This window comes from Nonomuraea sp. NPDC003754 (assembly GCF_053605785.1).
This window is the reverse complement of the sequence record NZ_JBSGJX010000001.1, coordinates 461667-478425: the sequence shown is the minus strand read 5'-3', so window position 1 is coordinate 478425 and position 16759 is coordinate 461667. Positions and strand designations below refer to the sequence as shown.

General features: G+C 72.0%; 14 protein-coding genes. 10 read left to right on the top strand and 4 right to left on the bottom strand.

Going from position 1 to position 16759, the window contains the following annotated elements; genetic code table 11:
- Positions 1 to 32: 32 nt before the first annotated feature.
- The gene (locus ACWEVS_RS02140) at positions 33 to 2090 is read right to left on the bottom strand and encodes a serine/threonine protein kinase (protein WP_452549514.1); all 2058 of its coding nucleotides are present in this window, start codon (positions 2088 to 2090) and stop codon (positions 33 to 35) included.
- Between the two features lie 56 nt (positions 2091 to 2146).
- Between ACWEVS_RS02140 and ACWEVS_RS02135 the strand changes: the two genes are divergently transcribed.
- The 4 genes from ACWEVS_RS02135 to ACWEVS_RS02120 are packed head-to-tail and all read left to right on the top strand — an operon-like array spanning position 2147 to position 6920.
- Positions 2147 to 3667, top strand: a complete 1521-nt coding sequence (locus ACWEVS_RS02135) for a succinic semialdehyde dehydrogenase (RefSeq protein WP_449919881.1) — start codon at positions 2147 to 2149, stop codon at positions 3665 to 3667.
- Positions 3664 to 5310, top strand: coding sequence for an FAD-dependent oxidoreductase (locus tag ACWEVS_RS02130; RefSeq protein ID WP_452417236.1), 1647 nt, complete (start codon positions 3664 to 3666; stop codon positions 5308 to 5310). The genes ACWEVS_RS02135 and ACWEVS_RS02130 overlap by 4 nt, the downstream gene beginning before the upstream one ends.
- Positions 5307 to 6161, top strand: coding sequence for a pyridoxal-phosphate dependent enzyme (locus ACWEVS_RS02125; RefSeq protein ID WP_452417238.1), 855 nt, complete (start codon positions 5307 to 5309; stop codon positions 6159 to 6161). The genes ACWEVS_RS02130 and ACWEVS_RS02125 overlap by 4 nt, the downstream gene beginning before the upstream one ends.
- 15 nt (positions 6162 to 6176) lie before the next feature.
- On the top strand, positions 6177 to 6920 hold the full coding sequence (locus ACWEVS_RS02120; RefSeq protein ID WP_449919888.1) for an MBL fold metallo-hydrolase: 744 nt from the start codon (positions 6177 to 6179) through the stop codon (positions 6918 to 6920).
- On the opposite strand, the gene ACWEVS_RS02115 is transcribed toward ACWEVS_RS02120, so the two are convergent.
- Together ACWEVS_RS02115 and ACWEVS_RS02110 are read right to left on the bottom strand one after the other, a co-directional pair.
- Positions 6904 to 7644: an N-acetyltransferase gene (locus tag ACWEVS_RS02115; RefSeq protein ID WP_452417240.1), complete on the bottom strand. Its 741-nt coding sequence runs from the start codon at positions 7642 to 7644 to the stop codon at positions 6904 to 6906. The two genes, ACWEVS_RS02120 and ACWEVS_RS02115, sit on opposite strands and share 17 nt — an antisense overlap.
- 11 nt (positions 7645 to 7655) lie before the next feature.
- Positions 7656 to 8123: an Lrp/AsnC family transcriptional regulator gene (locus tag ACWEVS_RS02110; RefSeq protein ID WP_449919891.1), complete on the bottom strand. Its 468-nt coding sequence runs from the start codon at positions 8121 to 8123 to the stop codon at positions 7656 to 7658.
- A gap of 66 nt (positions 8124 to 8189) precedes the next feature.
- Here ACWEVS_RS02110 and ACWEVS_RS02105 point away from each other — a divergent pair, with 66 nt between their 5' ends.
- Positions 8190 to 9551, top strand: a complete 1362-nt coding sequence (locus ACWEVS_RS02105; RefSeq protein ID WP_449919894.1) for a pyridoxal phosphate-dependent decarboxylase family protein — start codon at positions 8190 to 8192, stop codon at positions 9549 to 9551.
- On the opposite strand, the gene ACWEVS_RS02100 is transcribed toward ACWEVS_RS02105, so the two are convergent.
- Positions 9544 to 10776 carry an MFS transporter gene (locus ACWEVS_RS02100; protein WP_452549512.1) on the bottom strand — a complete coding sequence of 411 codons (1233 nt, stop codon included), beginning with the start codon at positions 10774 to 10776 and terminating at the stop codon, positions 9544 to 9546. The two genes, ACWEVS_RS02105 and ACWEVS_RS02100, sit on opposite strands and share 8 nt — an antisense overlap.
- Before the next feature lie 91 nt (positions 10777 to 10867).
- On the opposite strand from ACWEVS_RS02100, the gene ACWEVS_RS02095 reads away from it, so the two are divergent.
- The 5 genes from ACWEVS_RS02095 to ACWEVS_RS02075 all read left to right on the top strand — a co-directional run bounded on the left by ACWEVS_RS02095 (position 10868) and on the right by ACWEVS_RS02075 (position 16612).
- On the top strand, positions 10868 to 11848 hold the full coding sequence (locus ACWEVS_RS02095; RefSeq protein ID WP_452417245.1) for a LacI family DNA-binding transcriptional regulator: 981 nt from the start codon (positions 10868 to 10870) through the stop codon (positions 11846 to 11848).
- Positions 11845 to 13338 (top strand): DUF885 family protein, encoded by a 1494-nt coding sequence (locus ACWEVS_RS02090; RefSeq protein WP_452549510.1) that lies wholly within the window; start codon positions 11845 to 11847, stop codon positions 13336 to 13338. The genes ACWEVS_RS02095 and ACWEVS_RS02090 overlap by 4 nt, the downstream gene beginning before the upstream one ends.
- 112 nt (positions 13339 to 13450) lie before the next feature.
- The gene (locus ACWEVS_RS02085; RefSeq protein ID WP_452549508.1) at positions 13451 to 14281 is read left to right on the top strand and encodes an SDR family NAD(P)-dependent oxidoreductase; all 831 of its coding nucleotides are present in this window, start codon (positions 13451 to 13453) and stop codon (positions 14279 to 14281) included.
- A 178-nt stretch (positions 14282 to 14459) separates the two neighbouring features.
- Positions 14460 to 16010 (top strand): glutamine-hydrolyzing GMP synthase, encoded by a 1551-nt coding sequence (gene guaA, locus ACWEVS_RS02080; RefSeq protein ID WP_452549506.1) that lies wholly within the window; start codon positions 14460 to 14462, stop codon positions 16008 to 16010.
- Positions 16011 to 16435: 425 nt separating this feature from the next.
- The gene (locus ACWEVS_RS02075; protein WP_452549504.1) at positions 16436 to 16612 is read left to right on the top strand and encodes a hypothetical protein; all 177 of its coding nucleotides are present in this window, start codon (positions 16436 to 16438) and stop codon (positions 16610 to 16612) included.
- Positions 16613 to 16759: the final 147 nt, after the last annotated feature.

Genomic DNA, 16759 nt, shown 5'->3' with positions numbered 1-16759 from the left:
GCCACCGAACATTCTTCCACCCCGGAAACCCCTCAGGTGGTCCTGGTGAAGGTGGGGCTGATGTCCTCGCCGTCCGGGACGTCGAGCAGGGTGCGGATCTCCGCGCCGGCGAAGTCGACCACCTCCACGCGGTCCTTGGCGGCGTTGTCGTTCTCCCAGCAGTACAGGTGGGTCTCGTCGTACCAGCCGAGCAGCTTGTCGCAGAAGGTCGTGACGTTGCGCAGCCGGGCTCCGGACTCGCTGTCCCACAGGCACAGTTCGCCGTCGTCGCCCTCGGGGCATTTCGTGGCGAATGACCGGCCCGACGGGGAGAAGAGGTCCTGCGTGTCGACGGGAAGCGTGCCGATGTTGACGGCGTCGTGCAGCCGGTTGCCCGCGGCGTCGAAGAAGCGCAGGTCGGGGCCGTAGACGCGGACCACGCCGGCGGTCTGGCCGTCCCATCCGAACCCGGCGTCGTTCTCGCCCGCCATCCTGACCACGTTCGCCTTCCGCGCCGGTACGTCGACGATGACGAAGCCCATGTTGCGCGTGCTCTCGCCCTTGGGGTGCTCGATGTTGAGCAGGATCTTCGAGCCGTCGTTCGACCAGGCGTGGATGGGGCTGATCAGCGGGCTCTTGACGGTCTTGATGGAAGCGATCTTGCTACGGGTCCTCGTGTCGGTGATCTCGACGGAGTCGTAGTCGTCGGAGGTGTAGTTCTTGCTGCGTCCGGCGATGTAGCGGCCGTCGGGGGAGAGCGCGGTCTCCCAGTAGCCGCCGTAGCGGCGGAACGGGCCTGTCAACGCGTCCCTGGCGTAGTTCGTCCAGTCCTTGGTGGGTTTGTCGTAGGCGCTGTAGGACGTGAGCGTGATCGGATCGCCGGGGCGCTCGTAGATGGCGGCCTGCGTGCCGGGCAACGGCCGCGCCGCCTGGCCCCGCGGGGTCGCGGCCGGCCGGGACGGCGGGGCCGGCGCGTTCGTCGGTACGGCCGGCGAGGCCGAGGGCGTCTCCCGGCCCAGGAACCGTCCCCACGGCACGGCGACGGCCACCACGACGAGGAGCAGCGCGGTGATCCCCGCCGCGAGTCCGGCGGCCAGCCGTCTCCCGGGCTTGCCGGACCGCGCCGGGGCCCGCGGCTGGGCGGGCGGCGCCCCGCCCTCCGCGTGTCCCGGCGGCGGTGCGGTGGGACCGCGCGGCGGAGGACCGCCGGCCCCGCCGCTCCAGTGACGCGGGGCGCCGTGGGCGGGGGAGAGGCGGGTGGAGCTCACCATGGAGGCGGCGGCGGCCTCGCGCAGCATGCCGCCAGGGGCCACGGGGTGCTGCAGCAGCCGCATGATGACCTGTTCGGCGGTGGGCCGCAGGGTCGGGTCCTTGGACAGGCAGGCGTGCACGACCCCGGACAGCGGCTCGTCGAGGTTCGAGACGTCGGGTCGCCCGTGGAGGATCCTGTTGATGACCGCCGGCATGGTGTCGCTGCCGAAGGGCGCCCTGCCGGAGGCGGCGTAGGCGATGGTGCTGGCCCAGGCGAACAGGTCGGCGGCGGCGCCGACGGGGTGGCCGAGGAACTGTTCGGGCGCCATGAACGACGGTGTTCCCACCGGCGTGGAGCTGATCGTGGCCGTGGTGTCGAGCGCCCTGGCGATGCCGAAGTCGATCACTCGGGGGCCGTCGGGGGCGATGATGACGTTGGCCGGTTTGAAGTCGCGATGGACGATGCCCGCCTGGTGGATGGCGGCCAGCGCGGTGGCGGTGCCGATCGCGAGGCGGTACAGCGCCGGCCCGGCGCGCGGCCCCTGCTCCCGGACGACGTGCTGCAGGGTGGGGCCCTCGACGTACTCGCTGACGATGTAGGGCCGGTCGTGCTCGGCGCCGGTGGCCAGCACCTGGGCCGTGCAGAACGGCGCGACCTGCTGGGCGACCTGGACCTCGCGCAGGAACCGCTCGGCGGCGACGGCGTCGCCGAAACGCAGCCACTTGATCGCGACACGCGCGCCCGTGGGGTCGGTGGCGAGGTAGACGACACCCTGGCCGCCCTCGCCGAGCCGGCCGGCGATCGTGTAGCCACCGAGACTGATCGGGTCTCCTGACCTGCGCGGATCGTAGGACCGCATATCTGAGATTGTCGCGCGCCGCCATAACGGTTGAGCGACCGAATATTCTTCCAGGTATGCCGCAAAGCCTCAGCCACGTGGTCTCCAGCGGAAGGACGCAGGAGATCATCGTCCCGTTCACCGGCGAACCACTGGCCGCGATGCCGATCTCCACCTCCGACGACGTCCGCGCGGCCTACGAACGGGCACGCGCCGCGCAGGAGGCGTGGGCCGCCCGTCCCGCGGCCGACCGCGCCAAGCCGTTCCTGCGGTTGCACGACGCGATCCTCGACCGCCGCGCCGAGATCCTCGACATCATCCAGCAGGAGACGGGCAAGGCCCGCAGGCACGCCCTCGAGGAGGTGCTCGACGTCGCGGGCTGCGCGCTCTACTACGCCCGCCGGACCCCTGGACTGCTCGCGCCGAAGGCGCGCAAGGGCGTCTTCCCCGTGGCCACCCGCGTGATGGAGCTGCGCCATCCCAAGGGTGTGGTCGCGCTGATCTCGCCGTGGAACTATCCGCTGACGCTCGGCGCGGGCGACGTGGTGCCCGCGCTGCTGGCCGGCAACGCGGTCGTGCACAAACCCGACACGCAGACCTCCCAGTCGACGCTGTGGACCATCGACCTGCTGACCGAGCTCGGCATGCCGCGCGACATCTGGCAGGTCGTGCTGGGCGATCCCGCCGACATCGGCGACGCGCTCATGGACGGCGCCGACTACGTCGCCTTCACCGGCTCGACCCGCGCCGGACGCAGGATCGCCGAGGAGGCGGCCAAGCGGCTCGTCGGCTGCTCGCTCGAACTCGGCGGCAAGAACCCGATGATCGTGCTGGACGACGCCGACCTCGACGTCGCCGCCCAGGGGGCGATCCGCGCCTGCTTCACCAACGCCGGCCAGCTGTGCATCTCGATCGAGCGCCTCTACGTGCACGAGAAGGTCTTCGACGCCTTCGCCGACCGCCTGGTGCGCCAGGTCGAGGGCATGAAGCTCGGCGCCGGCCTCGACTGGTCGGTCCAGATGGGCTCGCTGACCTTCCAGCGGCAGCTCGACGGCGTGATAGCCCACGTCACCGACGCGGTGGACAAGGGCGCCAAGGTGCTGACGGGCGGCCGGGCCCGCCCCGACCTCGGACCGCTGTTCTACGAGCCGACCGTGCTGACCGGCGTCACCGAGGAGATGGCGCTCTGCCGCGACGAGACCTTCGGCCCCGTCGTCAGCCTCTACCCCTACTCCACAGAGGAAGAGGTCCTGGCGCTGGCCAACGACACGATCTACGGCCTTAACGCCTCCATCTGGACCGGTGACCCGGCCCGCGGGCGGGCGCTGGCCGCGCGGGTGAAGGCGGGCACGGTCAACATCAACGAGGGGTACGGCTCGGCCTACGCCTCCTACGACGCGCCGATGGGCGGCATGAAGGCCTCGGGTCTCGGCCGCAGGCACGGCGTCGAGGGCCTGCTGAAGTTCACCGAGGTGCAGACCGTGGCCAGCCAGGCGTCGTGGCTGGGCTTCGACCCGCCCGCGGGCATGCCGTACGACAAGTACGCCGCCCTGCTGGCCGGCCTGCTCAAGACGATGAAGAAACTGCGGCTGAAGTGAGCTTCGACGTCATCGTGATCGGCTCGGGCTTCGGCGGCAGCGTCGCCGCGCTGCGCCTGACCGAGAAGGGCTACAAGGTCGGCGTCCTGGAGGCGGGCCGCAGGTTCGACGAGTCGACGCTGCCCGCGACCTCGTGGCGGGCGCGCGACTTCCTCTGGGCGCCCTGGCTCGGGCTCAAGGGCATCCAGCGCATCCACGTGCTCGTCGGCGCGAAGGGCACCCGCGTCATGGTGCTGGCGGGCGCGGGGGTGGGCGGCGGCTCGCTCGTCTACGCCAACACCCTCTACGAGCCGCTCGACCCGTTCTTCCGCGACCCGCAGTGGGCGGCGATCACCGACTGGAAGGCGGAGCTCGCCCCCTACTACGACCAGGCCAGACGCATGCTCGGCGTGGTGGTCAACCCGACGCTCACCCGCGCCGACGAGGTCATGAGGAAGGTCGCGGAAAGGATGGGCGTCGAGGAGAGCTTCCGCCTGGCGCCCGTCGGCGTGTACTTCGGGCCCTCGGGAGTGGATCCGTACTTCGGCGGCGCGGGCCCGGCCCGCCAGGGGTGCGTCGAGTGCGGCGAGTGCATGACCGGCTGCCGCCACGGCGCCAAGAACATGCTGACCAAGAACTACCTCTACCTGGCCGAGCGGGCGGGCGCGAAGGTCTATCCCGAGTGCACGGCGGTCTCGGTCCGGCCCGACGGCGACGGCTACCTGGTCACCGCGCACCGGACCGGCGCGCCGTGGCAGCGCCGTACCTTCCGGGCCCGGCAGGTGGTCTTCGCGGCGGGCGCCTACGGCACGCAGCGGCTGCTGCACCGGCTCAGAGCCACCACGCTGCCGCGGCTGTCGCCCAGGCTGGGCGCGCTGACCCGCACCAACTCCGAGGCGCTGCTCGGCTTCGAACGGCTGTCGGGCGACGGCGAGAAGCTCAACCGCGGCGTGGCGATCACCTCCTCGATCCACCCCGACGCCGAGACCCACATCGAGCCGGTCCGCTACGGCGACGGCTCCAACGCGATGGGCCTGCTGCGCACCCTCCTCGTCGACGGCGACGGCTCCCGGTGGCGCGGCTTCGTGCGCCAGGTCGCCGCCGACCCGCTGACCGCGCTGCGCCTGCTGAACCTGCGCCGCTGGTCGGAGCGGACCATCATCGCGCTGGTCATGCAGGCCAACCACAACGCCATCACCACCCGCAGGTCGCTGTTCGGCCTGCGCAGCCAGGGCGGCAGCAACCCGACCTGGATCCCGGCCGGCCACGAGGCGGTACGGCACGCGGCCGAGGAGATCGGCGGCGTGCCAGGCGGGACGTGGCTCGACCTGTTCGACACCCCGGCGACCGCGCACTTCCTCGGCGGCTGCGCCATCGGCGAGTCCCGCGAGAGCGGGGTCATCGACCCCTACCACCGGGTCCACGGCTACGAGGGTCTGCACGTCGTGGACGGCTCGGCCATCTCGGCCAACCTCGGCGTCAACCCCTCGCTCACCATCACCGCGCAGGCCGAGCGTGCCATGGCGTTCTGGCCGAACGCGGGCGAGGCCGATCCGCGCCCGGCGACGGGCTCGGCCTACCGGAAGCTCGCGCCGGTGGCGCCCGCGCGGCCCGCCGTACCGGAGGCGGCGCCGGGAGCGCTGCGCCTGACGGTCGTGTCGTGAGCTGGAGGGAGTGGGCGCTCGCGCTGCTGGACGAGCCGGACGGGCCGACCCCGCTCATCGAGTTCCCGACCGGCGGGCCCGTCAGGGTGCTGCTGAAGGACGAGTCGGCGCATCCGACCGGGACGATGCGCCACCGGCACGCCAGGGCGCTGTTCCGCAGGGCGATCAGCGAGGGGCTCGTGACCGAGGGCATGACCGTGGTCGAGGCGACGGGCGGCAACGCGGCCGTCGCCCAGGCCTGGTTCGCCCGGCGGCTCGGCCTGCCGTACATCGTGGTGATGCCGGGCCGGCGCACGGAGGAGCGGGCGCGCCGGGTGGAGGAGCTGGGCGGGGAGTGCCGGTTCGTCACGCCGCCACTGGCGATCTACGACGCGGCGCGCGCCGTCGAGGGGCACTTCCTCGACCAGTTCGGGCGGGCGACCGAGCACGACCTGGCCGACGAGCTGCTCGCGCAGGTGACACCCGACTGGGTGGTGGTCGGCGCGAACACCGGCGCCACCTCGGCGACGCTCGGCCGCAGGACGCGCGTGGCCGTGGCCGATCCGGAGAACTCCGCCTACTTCCCCGGGTGGACGCTCGACGCCGCCGACTACGCCACGGGCATGCCGTCGCGGGTCGAGGGCATCGGCCGGCCGCGGATGGAGCCGGGGTTCAAGGGCGACCTGGTCGACAGAGTGATCCCGGTCCCGGACCAGACGAGCAGGGCGACGGCGGCACGCATCCGCGAGGTGACCGGCATCGTGGCCGGTGACGCGTCGGGTGCCGCCCTGGCCGCAGGGCTCATGCTCGCCGAGCGCATGAGCGGTGGCCTGATCGTGACCGTGCTGGGCGGAATAGCCGCCGGGCGCTGAGCGTCGAAGCACACCATGGAGATTCGTTACGCGGGCGGTCCGACGGCCGTCATCGAGCTCGGCGGTGTGCGGCTGGTCGTCGATCCGACGTTCGACCCGCCGGGTGACTACCCGATCGGCCAGCGGGTGCTCACCAAGACGGCGGGGCCGGCCTTCGGACCCGAGCCGGCCGACCTGGTCCTGCTCTCGCACGACCAGCATCCCGACAACCTCGACACGGCGGGCCGCGCCTACCTGGAGACCGTGCCCCTGGTGCTGTCCACCGGGCAGGCGGCCGGACGGCTCGGCGGCGCCGTCAGGGCCCTGCCGAACTGGGAGAGCGTCGAGGTGGGCGCGCTGCGCGTCACCGGCGTGCCCGCCCAGCACGGCCCTGACGGCAGCGAGCACGTGGTCGGCGAGGTCACCGGTTTCGTGCTGTCGGGCGACGGCCTGCCCACCGTCTACGTCAGCGGTGACAACGCCTCGCTCGACGTGGTCAGGCGGATCAGGGAGCGGGTCGGCGCGGTCGACGTGGCCGTGCTGTTCGCGGGCGGCGCCCAGACGCCGCTCCTGGGCGACGCCTACCTGACCCTGCCGAGCGACGGCGCCGCCGAGGCCGCGGCGATCCTCGAGGCGCGCCACGTCGTGCCCCTGCACTTCGAGCACTGGCGGCACTTCTCCCAGGGGCCCGACACCCTGGTGGCGGCCTTCGAGCGGGCCGGCCTGTCCGACCGGCTGCACCTGCTGAAGCCCGGCGAGCAGGTCACAGTGGGTGGCTGACCCAGACGTTCGGCTCGACGTAGACGGCGTGGTCCTGGTCGAGGTCGCAGTGGACGGGCACCAGTCCCTTCGGCACCTCGACCGGGCCGGTACGGTCGAACGGCAGCCCCGTCCACGCGCGCCACTCGGCGAGCGTGCCGGGCACCACCATCGACCGGGACGCCACCTTCATGATCTTCGCTCCCGCCCGTACGTGCACCCGCAGCCACGCGTCGTACGGCAGGCCGTCCTCACGCGTGCGGAAGGCGTAGTCGGCCATCGGCGTGCGCGGCTCGAGATGCTTCTGGTTCGGCCGTACCGGCGCCAGCAGCTCGCCGAACCCCATCCTGGCCGCGTTGGCCCGCATGGCGCCGAGCATCTGCCCCGACAGGCCGCCGCCCTGGAGGTCCTCTCTGATGGTGATCTCGAGTGCCGAGATCGCGTTCGGCCGGTCGCCCCTCCTGCGGGTGGCCGACCCCCAGCGCACGACCGCGTCCCATCCGTCGTCGGGCAGGTCGCCGTCCGGCCGCTGGAAGGGCACCGAGCACGCCCGGGCCACGATGGTGTCGGGGGCGTCCGGGTGGACGGCGACCAGCACGTAGTCGGCGAACTCGGTCTCGGCGACCGTGTAGTACAACCCCGCGATGGGGTCGTTGAGCATGAACGTGGGCCAGGGGTTCGGCATGTCCCACAAGGCGTCCGCGAGATCCGGTCGCTCGGCCAGCGTGGTGATCTGCAGGGTCATGGCCGACATCTTCACACAGCGGGCCGCTGCACGGGCTGGTCGTACGTCCTGAAGATCAACGTGGTCTGGAGGTGCACGATCTCGGGGCGCACCAGGTACTTGTCCAGCACCAGCCGGTGCAGGCTCTCCGCGTCGGCCACCGCCACGTGCACGAGGAAGTCGTCGGGCCCGGCGACGGCGTAGAAGGCGATCGTCTCCGGCAGCCCCAGGATGAACACGCGCAGCGGATCGACCAGCTGGCTGGTGTGCGGGCGCACCTTCAGCGCGAGGAAGGCCTGCAGCGGCCGGCCCAGCGCCGAGGTGTCGATGGTCGCCCTGAACCCGGTGATCACGCCACGGCGGCGCAGCGACCTGACGCGTTCGAGCGCGGTCGAGGGGGCCACGCCGAGCCGTCCGGCCAGCTCCTTGTTCGGCAGCCGCGCGTCGTTCTGCAGCTCCTTCAGAATCGCGAGGTCGATCGAATCCAGTTCGGCACTCATGGTCAATCGGCTCCTTCGATTCGGGCGCTCTGGCCTCTCGCCGCACGCTGACCCGATTATGGCCCTATGTGGGACATCAAGGAGTTCGAGAGCGCGGCCCAGGTCGCGGTCGAGGAACTGGCGCGCTACGTCGACGACAGCCAGCGCGGGGCGGCCAGGGTGCTCACCCGCACCCCGCCGCGTGAGCTGGCCGAGCGCCTGCACCTCGCGAACCTGATCGAGAAGGGCGGTCTCACCCCCGAGACCTTCCGCGGCTTCCTGCGGGCCTTCCTCGAGGAGGGCACCAGGCTGCACCACCCTGCCTACCTCGCCCACCAGGTCGCCTCGCCGGACTTCCCCTCGGCGCTGGCCGACTTCGTGCACGGCGCCACCAACAACCCCATGGCGATCTACGAGATGGGCGCCTCGGCGGCCACCGTGGAGTTCGAGGTACTGCGGTGGATGCTGGACAAGGTCGGCTTCCCCGAGGGCGGCGGCGTGCTCACCCACGGCGGCTCGCTGGCCAACCTGACCGCGCTGCTGGCCGCCAGGGCGCGCGTGGCGCCCTCGGCGTGGGAGGACGGGGTGCCCGGCGACCTGGCGATCCTCGCCCCGCCGTCCGCGCACTACTCGGTGGCCAGGGCGGCGAGCATCCTCGGGCTCGGCAGCCACGCGGTGATCCCGCTGCCGACCGACCCGCTGGGCCGCATCGACGTCTCCCGCCTGCCGTCCTCCTTCGACCGGCGGCCGATGGCGCTGGTGGCGGGCGCGTGCGCCACGGGCACCGGACTGTACGACGACCTGCGCGCCATCGGGCAGTGGTGCCGCGAGCACGACGTCTGGTTCCACGTGGACGGCGCGCACGGCGCGTCGGCGCTGCTCAGCGAGCGGCACGCGCACCTGCTGGACGGCATCTCGCTGGCCGACTCGGTGATCTGGGACGCGCACAAGATGCTGCGCACGTCGGGGCTGTCGGCGGCGGTCCTGGTGCGGCGGGAGGCCGATCTCGACGCGGCCTTCCAGCAGCAGGCCAGCTACCTGTTCTACGGCGACCAGGGCTTCGACCTCATCAGCAGGACCGTGGAGTGCACCAAGGCCGCGCTCGGCCTCAAGGTCTTCCTCAACCTGGCGTGGCGGGGGGAGCGGGGGCTCGGCGACTACGTGGCCAGGCAGTACGACACCGCGCACAGGTTCTGGGAGCTGGCGCGGCGGCGGCCCGGCTTCGTCCTGCCGTACGAGCCGGAGAGCAACATCGTCTGCTTCAGGTACGGCGACGGCGACCAGGCGGCGATCCGCGAGCGGTTGATGGCCGACGGCGCCTTCCACCTGACCTCGACCGAGCTGGACGGCGTGCGCCACCTGCGCGTCACCGTCATGGCGCCCGCGACGGACGAGCAGCACCTGGAGGCGCTGCTCGACGCCGTCGCGGGCGGCCGGATCACTACCTGACCCCCTTGACGGGCAGGACGGCGACCGCTCCGACGAGCGAGATGACGATGGCCGCCAGCCAGAGCGAGGGGTAGCCGCCCAGGTTCGCGATGATCGTCGCCGCCAGGAACGGGGCGATCATCTGCGGTCCTGCGTTGGCGATGTTGAGGATGCCCATGTCGCGGGCGGCGTCCTTCTTGCTGGGCAGGACGAGCGTGACGATGGCGATGTCGACCGCGCTGTACGCGCCGAACGCGGCCCCCTGCACGGCGGAGAACACCAGCATCGACGTCCAGGTCGGCCACAGCAGGGGCAGCAGCATGGACAGCGCCGCCGCGACGCCCGAGACCGTCACGAACAGCTTGCGGCGGTCGAGCCGGTCCGACAGCGGCCCGCAGACCACGGTGGCGAGGATGCCGGTCAGCGTGGAGACGATCGTGATGGTGGCGACGGCCTGCGGCGCCTGGTCCTTGGGGATGCCGATGTTGTCCTGGAGCATGAAGAGGGTGAACATCAGCGGCATGAAGTAGCCGAGGATCATCATCGCGCGGCCCAGGAAGACCCACAGGAAGTCGCGGTGCCGCAGGGCGGAGACGAAGTCGGCGAGCGACCGCCTCGGGGTGGTGACCACCTCGTACTCGCCGGGCCGAGGGTCGTGCGTGAGCGTCACGATGAGCAGCGCGCCGAGGACGACGGCCGAGCCGAACACGAGGTAGCCGAGCGAGATGTCGCCGACGAAGAAGACCGCGACCTGCGTGCCGGCGATGGTGCCGATCGACAGGGCGACGCCGAGGACGGCGGAGGCGGTGCCGCGGCGCTCCTCCGGCACCCTGTCGGGGACGATCGCGGTGATCGCGGCCTGGTAGATGTTCATCATGGCCTGGGCCAGCGACCAGGCGAGCAGGATCATCGGGATGGTCGAGACCTGGCTCATCAGGAGCATGGTGGCCAGGGCGGCGAGCGCGCCGCCGATGATCCACGGGTTGCGCCTGCCCCAGCGGGAGCGGGTGGTCCTGTCGGACAGCGTGCCGCCGATCGGGTTGAACACCGTGGCGAAGATCGCGCTGACGCCCGCGACGAGGCCGACGTTGGCGACCTTGTCGGCGGGGTCGATCTCGGCGATCTGGACCTGCACGAGCAGGCCGCCGACGCCCAAGTAGAGCGCGTACATGACGGCGTTGCCCGCGCCGAGGACGGTGAGCAGCTTCGGCAGGCCGTCCCGCCGGACGCCAGTGGTGGGGACCATGGCGACTCCTGACTTGTGGGGGGTGGTTATACGTATAAGCACTGGATAGCATCGAGTGACGACTTCTGACAAGAGGAATGTTCTGAACGTGATGAGCGGCAACAGGCCCGCCACCAGCATGGACGTGGCCAGGGCGGCGGGCGTCTCCCAGGCCACCGTCTCGTACGTGCTCAACGATCGGCCCGGCAGCCGGATCAGCGAGGAGACCAGGGCCCGCGTGCGCGACGCGGCCGAGCGGCTGGGGTACGTCCCGCACGCCGGCGCCCGCACCCTGCGCACCGGCAGCAGCGGCCTGGTGCTGGTCGCGCTGCCGGACATCCCCCAGGGCCCGCTGGCCACCGGCCTCATCGAGGGGCTCGACAAGGAGCTGGGCGGACGCGGCTACACGATGGTCCAGTACGGCGGCGCGCGCCACGTGAAAGGCGTCGCCGCCGCGAAGGCGTGGGCCGAGCTGCGGCCCGCCGCCGTGCTGGCCGACGGGGCCAGACTGACCGGCGCGGGCATCGAGGTGCTGCGCGCGGCGGGGGTCAAGGCGGTCGTCGGGATGGGGTTGAAGGCGGTGCCCGGCATCCCCTCCGTGCTCGCCGACCACGAGGGCGTGGGCGCGCTCGCCGTACGGCATCTGGTGGACAGGGGCCGCGACGGGATCGTGGCGATCGTGCCGCGCGAGGAGGGCATCCGGCCCATGGGCCTCGAACGGCTGCGCGGCGCGCGGTCGGTCGGCGTCCCCGTCAAGGCCGTCGACCTGGCCTTCGACGAGGGCGAGGCGGCCGCGTTCGTGGCCGGCCTGTCGGGCGGCGAGGGCGTGTTCGCCTACAACGACGACTACGCGATGCTGCTGCTGGCCGCGCTCCACGACGCGGGCCTCGGCGTGCCGGGCGACGTGGCGGTGGTGGGCTGCGACGACCTGCCGCTCTCGCGGCTGACCAGGCCCAGGCTGACCACCGTGCGGCCCGACCTGTCGGTGGCGCCTGCCACTATTGCCACGGTGATCGACCGGCTGGTCCGCGGCGAGAGCTGCGGCGACGTCGGCATCTGGACACTCGAGCTCATCGGAAGGGACTCCACATGACCGACCTCGACGCGCGGCTGCGCGCCGTCCTCGACCTGGCGCAGGCCGACGCCCGGGAGACGGGCGGCCGGCACGAGTACGACGGCAGCGTCCAGGACCTGTCGCCCGAGGGCGTGCGGGCCGGGCTGGCGCGGGTCGGCGTGGGGCCCGCGCCGGCCGACGCCTACGACGCCGCCCACCTGGAGGTGTTCGAGGAGGCGGCGCGGGTCACCTTCGGCGAGCTCGAGCTCCACCGCCGCAACCCGCTGTTCCACCTGTCCAACCTCGACGTGGCCTGCTACGACCGCGACTACGCCCCCGAGCAGGAGCGGGCCGCCGCCAAGGCCGCGCACCTGAGCCTGTGGCCCGAGGCGGCCGACCACGCCATCGCCTCCCTCGACCGGGTGCCGGCGCCGGTCGCCACCGCGCTGCTCGGCGCGGTCAAGGGGCTGGCGGCGGGCGTCACCGACGAGGCGGCGCTGAAGGCGCACGCCAGGCTGGTGGCGCACGTCGAGCGGGCCGCCGCCGAGGGCGAGCCCGACGCCGCGCTCGGCGGGCAGGCGCTGGCCCGGTTGATGGGCGGCGGTGAGGGCATGCCCGTCGATCTCGGCAGGCTCGCCGAGCGCGCCGACGCCGAGCGCGACCGGCTGATGGCCCGGCTCGCCGACGCGTGCGCCAGGCTCGGCGAGCCGGGCAGGCCGCCGCTGGAGGTGGCGCGCGAGCTGGTCAAGCAGCACCCCGACGCCGACGGCGTGATCGAGGCGGCCAGGGTCGGCACCGAGAAGGCCATCGCGTTCACCCGCGAGAAGGACCTCGTCCCCTACCACGACGGCGAGTGCCTGGTCGGGCTCGCGCCCGAGTCGCGCCGCTGGGCGATGGCCATGATGGCGTGGAACGCGCCGGGCGAGCCCGAAGGCCCCTCCTGGTACCACATCACCCCGCCCGACGCCTCCTGGCCGCGCGAGGAGCAGGAGGAGTGGCTCGAGGTCTTCAGCGACACGACGCTGCCGGCGATCAACGTGCACGAGGTGGCGCCGGGCCACTTCTCCCACGGCCGTGCCCTGCGGCACGTGAGCTCCGACATCCGGCGCCACCTGCTGTCGATGTCGTTCGCCGAGGGCTGGGCCCACTACGGCGAGGAGCTGTGCGTGGAGGAGGGCTTCGAAGCCCACGACCCGCGCTTCGAGATCGGCGTCTGGCTGGAGGCGCTGATCCGCGTCACCCGGCTGGCCTGCGCGATCGGCGTCCACACCGGGCAGATGACGGTCGAGGACGGCGCGCGCCGCTTCGAGTCCGACACCCAGCTCGCCGGGCCCGCCGCGCTGTCGGAGGCGCGCAGGGCCACCTTCGACCCCACCTACGGCCGCTACACCTGGGGCAAGCTGCTCATCCAGGACCTGAGGGACCGGGCGCGCGCCGACTGGGGCGCGGAGTTCACGCTGCAGCGCTTCCACAAGGCGATGCTCGACCTGGGCTCGCCGCCGCTCGGCCTGCTCGACCGGGCACTTTGAACCGACCGGCACTCCGGCGGGCGTGGGTAACGCTTACCGCGCCCCCTGGTGTCCTTTCCTCACGCCTGAGATCACGCTAACGTCTCTTGCAAGCGAGCGCTAGGGAGGGGCGGTGCGGGAGCTCTCCGGCAAGGTCGCGGTGGTGACAGGGGCGTCGAGCGGGATCGGCAGGGCGCTGGCGGTACGGTTCGCGGCCGAAGGCATGGCGTTGATGCTGGCCGACGTCGATCCACGGGGTCTGGCGCGGACGGCCGCGATGATCTCGGGGGTCAAGGTGCTCACCCAGATCACCGACGTCTCCGACGCGCCGGCCGTCCAGCATCTGGCCAACCGGGCCTTCAACGAGCTCGGCGGGGTCCACGTGCTGTGCAACAACGCGGGCGTCTTCCAGGGCGGGCGCATGTGGACCCGCACCGAGGAGGACTTCGCCTGGCTGCTGGGCGTCAACGTCTGGGGCGTGCTCCACGGCATCCGCGAGTTCGTGCCCCGCATGATCGAGCAGGACACCGAGGGGCACATCGTCAACAGCGTGTCCGTCGCCGGCCTGTTCGCCGGGCCCAACCTCGGCGGGCAGGCGGTCAGCAAGTACGCCGCCCTGGCCGCCTCCCAGGCGCTGGCCCACGACCTGCGCCAGGTCGGCTCGAAGCTGCGCGTCACCGCCCTGTGCCCGGGCGGGGTGCGCACCGGCATCAGCCGCTCCGAACGGGTCAGGCCCGCCGACCTGGCGGTGGCCCGCACCCGCGACGACCTCGCCTCCCAGGAATGGCTCGACACCCTGGTGGAGAAGGGCAAGGAGCCGGCCGAGGTCGCCGACGCGACCGTCGAGGCCATCAGGAACGAGCGTTTCCTGGTCCTGACCCACCCCAGCTACGACCGGAACCTGCGCGAGCAGACCGCCGCCCTGCTGGACGGCGACGTGCCCGAGCCGCCCGACTACGCGTGACGCGGGCGCGAGCCCGGCCGGTCGTCCTGACGGCATTCAGGTAGCCGGTCCCCCACAACGCCCATGTCACGCCTGCCCCGACAAGATCCGCGTACTGGTCATGACACGTCCTGCCGGGTGTCCGTCGGCCTGCGGATACACTGGGAGCACCGCATTCACCTGGTTGGGGGTTCTTTCGGTGTCTGAATTCGACACAGTGCTCGTGGTCGACTTCGGTGCGCAGTACGCACAGCTCATCGCCAGGCGGGTGCGCGAATGCCACGTCTACTCCGAGATCGTCCCTTCGACGATGTCGGTCGACGAGATGCTGGCGAAGAAGCCGAAGGCGATCATCCTGTCCGGCGGCCCCTCCTCGGTCTACGCCGAGGGCGCGCCCGCCGTTCCTGTCGGCCTGTTCGAGACCGGCGTGCCGACCTTCGGCATCTGCTACGGCTTCCAGGCCATGGCCCAGACGCTGGGCGGCGAGGTGGCCCGCACCGGCGTCGCCGAGTACGGCGGCACCGAGCTGCGCGTCGGCCGCGAGGGCGTGCTCTTCTCGGGGCTGCCCGCCAAGCAGACCGTCTGGATGTCCCACGGCGACAGCGTCGCCGCGGCGCCCGTCGGCTTCACCGTCACCGCCGCGACCGACGAGACGCCGGTCGCCGCCTTCGAGCACCCCGGCCGCGGCCTGTACGGCGTGCAGTTCCACCCCGAGGTGCTCCACTCCGAGCACGGCCAGGCCGTCCTCAAGCACTTCCTCGACGCGGCGGGATGCCGTCCGTCGTGGACGATGCTCAACATCGTCGAGGACGCGGTGGCCGCCGTCCAGCAGCAGATCGGCCCCGAGGGCCGCGCCATCTGCGCGCTGTCGGGCGGCGTCGACTCCGCGGTGGCCGCCGCCATCGTGCAGCGCGCCATCGGCGACCGCCTCACCTGCGTGTTCGTCGACCACGGCCTGCTGCGCAAGGGCGAGGCCGAGCAGGTCGAGCGCGACTTCGTGGCCGTGACGGGCGTCAAGCTCCGCGTGGTCGACGCCGCCGAACGCTTCCTGAAGGCGCTCGACGGGGTCACCGATCCGGAGGAGAAGCGCAAGATCATCGGCCGCGAGTTCATCCGCGTCTTCGAGGACGAGCAGCGCGCCATCATGTCGGAGGGGCCGGTCGACTTCCTGGTCCAGGGCACCCTCTACCCCGACGTGGTGGAGTCGGGCGGCGGCACCGGCACGGCCAACATCAAGTCGCACCACAACGTCGGCGGCCTGCCGGAGGACCTGCAGTTCTCGCTCGTGGAGCCGCTGCGCACGCTGTTCAAGGACGAGGTGCGCAGGGCGGGCGAGGAGCTCGGCCTGCCGGCCGCGATGGTGTGGCGCCAGCCGTTCCCCGGCCCGGGGCTCGGCATCCGCATCATCGGCTCGGTCACCCAGGAGCGGCTCGACCTCCTGCGCGAGGCCGACGCCATCGCCAGGGAGGAGCTGTCCAGGGCGGGTCTCGACCGCGACATCTGGCAGTGCCCCGTGGTGCTGCTGGCCGACGTCCGCTCGGTCGGCGTCCAGGGCGACGGCCGCACCTACGGTCACCCGGTGGTGCTGCGCCCGGTGACCTCGGAGGACGCCATGACGGCCGACTGGGCGCGGGTGCCCTACGACGTGCTGTCGCGGATCTCGACGCGCATCACCAACGAGGTGCGGGAGGTCAACCGGGTCGTGGTCGACGTGACCAGCAAGCCTCCGGGCACCATCGAGTGGGAGTAGGCATCGCGTAGCGGGGAGTCACGGAATAATCGCCTTCCGTGACTCCCCCTTTGCGTTTCGGATACATCGACGAATCGATCCATGACAGGCAGGGGCTGTACCTCTGGCCGTGGTGCGTGCCGAGCCGTCGCTCGACGACGAGGTGCGCCACCTGCTGACCGACTGTGTCCCCACCGGCCGGCCGCCGCACTGGTGCAAGGAAGGCGAGGCGGTGCGCGATGCCCTCGTGCGGGCGGTCGCGTCGCTGGATGTCGAGGCGAGCGTCTTTGCCTGCCGGTTCTCCGGCCCGCAGCGCCAGGAGGCCGCGCGGGCGCGGGCGCTGGGCTGGGCGGTGCTGAGTCTGGCTCCCTGCGTCGGCCACCTGGTCATCGACCGTCGCGAGGATCGGCAGAACCAGATCGACCGCAAGGTGGCTCTCGGCGCTCGTGGGGCGCCCACGGCAGTTCACGTTCGTGCACGCCTCGGCGAGGTGGACGCCGCTGCTGTGGGTGGCCGACATCGTGGTGGGCGCCGCGGCGGCGCAGCTCGCGCGCGGAGAGGAGCGGCACCTCAAGGCGTTGGACGGGCTGGTGGAACTCTCGTGCGAGGCGACCGCGTCCTGACAGCGCAAAGGCCGGGCGCCCGCCATCCGGCGGAAAACCCGGCCCCACTTCACCGCCCTAGTGGGCGGTGCATCACCTATGGTAATCGAGTGACTGCGATCGTCAAGCCAGTTGCCGTGCCCGCTCCTCGCTCACCTCGGCCGTCCG